Origin of the sequence: Novosphingobium sediminicola (assembly GCF_014196525.1) — a bacterium.
Classification (GTDB): domain Bacteria; phylum Pseudomonadota; class Alphaproteobacteria; order Sphingomonadales; family Sphingomonadaceae; genus Novosphingobium; species Novosphingobium sediminicola.
Genome location: NZ_JACIDX010000046.1, coordinates 1 through 3,128, shown reverse-complemented (window position 1 = coordinate 3,128; position 3,128 = coordinate 1). Strand labels below are relative to the sequence as shown.

The window sequence follows — 3,128 nt, the reverse complement described above, 5'->3', positions numbered from 1 at the left end:
CCGATTGTGGCGGCCAGTTGCGCCGGGTGGGTGAAGACGTCAGCGAGATGCTCGACATGATCGTCGCCCAGCTCAAGGTGATCGAGATAGCACGGTGTTGAGTAGCGCCGAGAATTGACCCAGGATTATCACTAAGAATTGACCCGGGTGGGTTTGGGTTATCTGCTGCCCATGTCGGGCACGGTCAAGAGTTGGGTTTATCCCTTTCTGGCTTTGGGAGCCGCGGAACTTGCCCTGAAGCGGAAGCTGTCATTGCCGGTTTCGAGGATGTGGCAATGGTGAGTAAGTCGATCCAGCAGGGCCGTCGTCATTTTGGCATCGCCGAAGATACTGGCCCATTCGCTGAAGCTCAGGTTGGTGGTGATCACAACGCTGGTGCGCTCATACAGCTTGCTGAGCAGGTGGAACAGCAGGGCCCCGCCTGATGGGCTGAATGGCAGATACCCCAGTTCGTCCAGGATGATGAGGTCGAGCTTAAGCAGTCGCTCGGCCAGTTGCCCTGCCTTGTTGGCCGCCTTTTCCTGTTCCAGCGCATTGACCAGATCGACAGTGGCGAAGAAGCGCACTTTTCTGCGGTGATGCTCGACAGCCTGGACGCCAAGTGCGGTGGCAATGTGACTTTTGCCGGTACCGGGCCCGCCGATCAGCACCACATTGTCGGCACTATCCATGAAGTCCCCACGGTGGAGTTGGCGCACCAGGGCTTCGTTGATCTCGCTGGCGGCAAAGTCGAAGCCGGCCAGATCCTTGTATGCGGGGAACCGAGCGGCCTTGATCTGATAGGCGATGGAACGGACTTCGCGCTCGGCCATTTCTGCCTTGAGCAATTGGGACAGCATAGGGACGGCTGCCTCGAAGGCCGGTGCGCCTTGCTCGATCAGATCACCGACGGCCTGAGCCATGCCATACATCTTGAGGCCGCGCAGCATCACGACCACGGCGGCGCTGGCGGGGTCATGACGCATGACGCATCTCCCTCAGCGTGTCGTAGCGCCCCACATCGGCTTTGGGCTCTTTGCCAAGGCGCAGGGCCTGCGGCGCATCGATGGGAGGAGCCGGTGGCGCCTTGCCGTCGATCAGGCGATGCAGGACATTGAGAACATGGGTTTTGGTCGCAACCCCATCCTCAAGCGCCAGTTCGACAGCGCGCAGGACGGCCTGTTCGTCATGGTGCAAAACCAGGGAGAGGATCTCGACCATTTCTCTGTCACCGCCGGGCCGCTTGAGCAGCCCAGCCTGCAATTGCCGGAAGGCTTCGGGCATCTCCAGGAACGGCGCGCCATTGCGCAGGGCGCCGGGTTTACGCTGAACGACAGCCAGATGCGAGCAAACGCAGCCATGCCGGGGGCATGGCGAGGCGCGCAGCCCGCCAGTCATAAATCGTGCGTCCCGGTTTCTGGTGGGATCGGTCAATGATCCGCTCGTGTTCGCACAGGACCTGCCCTTCCGCGACGATGACAAGCCGCTCGGGGTACACGCGCAGACTGACCGGCCGGTTGGCGAAGGAGGCCCGCACGCTGTAGCGGTTGCGCTCGAAGGCAATGAGGCAAGTGGGCGACACGCGCTTGGTCTGCTCGACGAAGCCATCGAAGGGCCTCCCCATGGGCATCAGACTGGCCACCTCGTCGGTATGTACATCGGCGATGGTGCCGGGCAACGCGCCGTGCTGGATTTCTGTCCATTGCGCGACGCATTGCTCCTCGAGCCAGGCGTTGAGAGCGGCAAGATCCGGGAAGCTGGGCATAGGTTGCCACAGGCGGTGGCGCGCATCCTGAACGTTCTTCTCGACTTGCCCCTTCTCCCAGCCTGAAGCTGGATTGCAGAAGTCCGTCTCGAACAGATAATGGCTGGCCAGAGCTGCAAACCGCGCATTGACCTGCCGGGCCTTACCGCGGCCGATTTTGTCGACCGCCGTCTTCATGTTATCAAAAATCCCGCGTTGCGGCACGCCGCCTAGCACCCGGAAGGCCTGTGTCAGGGCGTCGAACAGCATCTCGTGTGTCTGAAGCAAATAGGCCCGCACGATGAACGCGCGACTATGCGACAACTTGGTATGGGCCACCTGCAGCTTGACCTGCTTGCCGCCCAGGACGGCATAATCCTCGCTCCAGTCGAACTGGAAGGCTTCGCCAGGTTGAAACACCAGCGGCACGAAGGTCCCGCGCCCGCTGGTCTGCTGCTCATACTGGCGATCCCGCTTCCAACCACGGGCAAAGGCCGCCACGCGAGTATACGAGCCATCATACCCGAGTGCGACGAGATCGGCATAAAGCTGCTTGGCAGTGCGCTTCTGTTTGCGCGACTTGCCTGCCTCAACCCTAAGCCAACCCGTCAGCTTCTCGGCAAATGGGTCCAATTTGCTCGGCCGGTCGGGAACCTTGAACACCGGTTCCACCGCGTCAGCTCGAAGATATTTCCGGATCGTGTTGCGAGATAAGCCGGTGCGCCGTTTTATCTCGCGAATGGGGATGCCTTGGCGAAAGTGCCAGCGGCGGATCACACTGAGTAGGTCCATGTCGATCACTCCGATGCCTCCCGACTGTCAGCCGGGGGCGAGGAAAGCATGGGTCAATTCTCAGTGATAATTTCTGCCTCTCCTGGGTCAATTCTCGGCGCTACTCAACACTCTGGCGCGAACAGCCCGGCGCAGCTTGGAATTGAGCGCTTCAATGGCATTCGTGGTGTAGATAATCCGCCGCACCTCGCCAGGAAATGCAAAGAATGGAATGACTTGCTCCCATGCGCGACGCCAACTCTGGCCAATGGCCGGGTATTTCTGCCCCCAGGGGCTGGCCTCGAAGGCGGTAATAGCCTCCTCGGCGACCTGGGCATCCACGGCCCGGTAAATCTCCTTGAGCGCCGTGGCGATGGATTTGCGGTCCTTGTAGGACACAAAATCCATGGAGTTCCTGAGCAAATGGACAATACATGTTTGAACTATGGTATCGGGAAATGCTGAGTTGATCGCTTCGGGGAAGCCTTTGAGCCCATCGACCACGGCCAGCAGGATGTCCTCGACACCGCGGTTCTTAACCTCTGTTATTCACCGGAGCGCACGAGAGGGTTGGCGGGAGTAGCGTAAGGCATTGTCCTGTTATAGGAAATTGGGTGCTTAGACCAAACCTATA

The 3,128-nt window shown here is 59.9% G+C and carries 1 protein-coding gene and 3 pseudogenes; 1 reads left to right on the top strand and 3 read right to left on the bottom strand.

The annotated features are described in order from the left end of the window. Positions 1-95, top strand: a pseudogene (locus tag GGR38_RS23880) (IS66 family transposase zinc-finger binding domain-containing protein); the annotation flags it as partial. Between the two features lie 102 nt (positions 96-197). Here the strand turns inward: GGR38_RS23880 and istB are convergent. The 3 genes and pseudogenes from istB to GGR38_RS23865 form a co-directional block, all read right to left on the bottom strand. Beyond that, positions 198-965, bottom strand: a complete 768-nt coding sequence (istB, locus tag GGR38_RS23875) for an IS21-like element ISRsp3 family helper ATPase IstB (RefSeq protein ID WP_183629502.1) — start codon at positions 963-965, stop codon at positions 198-200. Next, positions 955-2,515 (bottom strand): annotated as a pseudogene (gene istA, locus GGR38_RS23870) (IS21 family transposase). The gene istB and the pseudogene istA overlap by 11 nt, the downstream one beginning before the upstream one ends. Positions 2,516-2,626: 111 nt before the next feature. Then, positions 2,627-3,043 (bottom strand): annotated as a pseudogene (locus GGR38_RS23865) (IS256 family transposase); the annotation flags it as partial. Between the last annotated feature and the right edge of the window lie 85 nt (positions 3,044-3,128).

Bases quoted from the DNA above. Each gene is read 5' to 3' on its own strand.
- istB (WP_183629502.1), bottom strand. From the start codon at position 965: ATGCGTCATGACCCCGCCAGCGCCGCCGTGGTCGTGATGCTGCGCGGC.